The sequence below is a fragment of the Streptomyces sp. NPDC007162 genome (genome assembly GCF_040634175.1).
Lineage (GTDB): Bacteria > Actinomycetota > Actinomycetes > Streptomycetales > Streptomycetaceae > Streptomyces.
The window spans coordinates 1-2,026 of the sequence record NZ_JBEYFC010000915.1 but is presented as its reverse complement, the minus strand read 5'-3'; the positions used below and the strand labels follow the sequence as shown (position 1 = coordinate 2,026).

The 2,026-nt window shown below is 71.4% G+C and carries 3 pseudogenes; 2 read left to right on the top strand and 1 reads right to left on the bottom strand.

Annotated elements, in window-relative coordinates:
- Window positions 1-468, bottom strand: a pseudogene (locus ABZ646_RS45755) (enoyl-CoA hydratase); the annotation flags it as partial.
- A gap of 158 nt (window positions 469-626) precedes the next feature.
- Between ABZ646_RS45755 and ABZ646_RS45750 the strand changes: the two are divergent.
- Window positions 627-1,174 (top strand): annotated as a pseudogene (locus tag ABZ646_RS45750) (acyl-CoA dehydrogenase family protein); the annotation flags it as partial.
- A pseudogene (locus ABZ646_RS45745) lies at window positions 1,171-1,950 on the top strand (SDR family oxidoreductase); the annotation flags it as partial. The pseudogenes ABZ646_RS45750 and ABZ646_RS45745, both read left to right, overlap by 4 nt.
- Window positions 1,951-2,026: the final 76 nt, after the last annotated feature.

The window sequence follows — 2,026 nt, the reverse complement described above, 5'->3', positions numbered from 1 at the left end:
GGCCGACTCCCTCGGCCGCCGTCTCCGCGTTGTGCGCGTGGGCGAGGTGGTGCAGTCCGAAGACGGAGTCCATACCGGCGTGCAGACCCTGCAGGTCCTCGGCCTGGTTGACGGCGCGCTCGGTGAGGGCCAGACCCATGCGGTTGACCATGCCCACCTCGTGGGCCCGACGCGCGCTCATACGGTCGCCCGTGTGGAGGAACTCCTTGGCCATGCGCGGTGGCATCGCCCACGCGTGGGCGAAGTACTCAACGACGGCTTGGGCAGTTCGCGCCGGCGGCGGCACATGCCGAGGCGGGCCTCGGACTCGCGGGCGAAGCGGCTCTCCGCGCCCCGTCTGCCGGAATGGTCCCACCACGGCCCGGCCGTGCGTTCGAACGGGAGATGCGCGTCCCGCTCGGGCGTGCCGATGGCGTGTCCCGCGGAGAAGTGCTTTCCCTCCCCCGCCAGGACGACGACCCTGGCCTCGGTACGGGCAGCGGACATCCGCCCCCTCCTTTTCTAACAAGTGTTTGGTAGGTTAGCCTACGAGGTGTCAGCCGTCGAGAGCCGACCGGAGCCGCTCATGAGCAGCGTCGAAGACTTCCGCACCGAGTTCCGCGCCTGGCGGCGTGCCCATCTCACGGCAACAGGTGGCGCTGCACGAGGAGTGTGCGCTCGCCGACGCGGCCGCCCGGGTGAACCCCGTCGGCGAGCAGCTGTTCGGCCCCACCCTCATCGCCTTCGGTGCACCCGAACAGCGCGACCGCTTCCTGCCGCCGATCGTTGCCGTCGAGGTGCTGTGGTGCCAGGGCCACAGCGAGCCGGACGCCGGATCGGACCTCGCGAACGTGCACACCCGTGCGGTGCGCGACGGCGAGGAATGGGCGGTCACCCGGCAGAAGATCTGGACCTCGCCGACCCACGTGTTCTTCGACGGAGCGCGTACGGCGGCCGGGCATGTCGTCGGGCAGCCCGGGGCGGCTGGCCTGGCACCGGGAACTGGGCGAACACGCCATGGACGTGTGCGGTGCCGACGCCATGCCGGCGGCCGGGCGAGCCGTACGACCTCACCGACTGGCGGCGGCTGTTCCTGTTCTCGCGTGCCGACACCCTCTACGCCGGATCCGACGAGATCCAGCGGACCATCATCGCCGAGCGCGTCCTCGGCCTGCCCAAGGAGGCCCGCCCGTGACCACCTCCCCGCCGCCCTACGTACCCGGCCATCAGCTCCTGGCAGGACGTGGCGCCGTCATCACCGCGGCCGCCGGTGCCGGCATCGGCGGGGCGACCGCGCGCAGGCTGCTGGAGGAGGGTGCGAGCGTCGTCGTATCGGATGCGCACGCGCGCCGGCTGAAGGACTCCGTGGCCGAACTCACCGACGCCTTCGGGGCGGACCGGGTCGCCTCGCTGCCCTGTGACGTCACCGACGAGGAGCAGGTCGCCGCGTTGTTCGACCTCGCCGAGGAGCGGCACGGGCGGCTGGACATCGTGGTGAACAACGCCGGTCTCGGCGGCACCGCCGATCTCGTCGACATGAGCGACGAGCAGTGGAACCGGGTCCTCGACGTGACACTGGGGGGCACGTTCCGGTGCACGCGTGCCGCCCTGCGGCGGCTCAAGGCCGCCGGTGGCGGCGGGGTCGTCGTCAACAACGCCTCGGTGGTCGGCTGGCGGGCGCAGCGCGGGCAGGCGCACTACGCCGCCGCGAAGGCGGGGGTGATGGCACTGACCCGGTGCGCCGCGCTGGAGGCCGCCGAGTTCGGGGTCCGGGTCAACGCCGTCGCGCCGAGCCTCGCCATGCACCCCCACCTGGTGAAGGTGACCACGCCTGAACTGCTGGAAGAACTGACCGCGCGGGAGGCCTTCGGCCGGTACGCCGAGCCGTGGGAGGTCGCCAACGTCATCGTGTTCCTGGCCTCCGGTTACTCGTCGTACATGACGGGCGAGATCACTAGTGTCATCAACCGCCTCGTCCCGGACGACGAACTCCTGAGCCATGCCGGGAACTTCGCCCGCCGAGTGGCCTGCGGTCCCACCCTGGCCC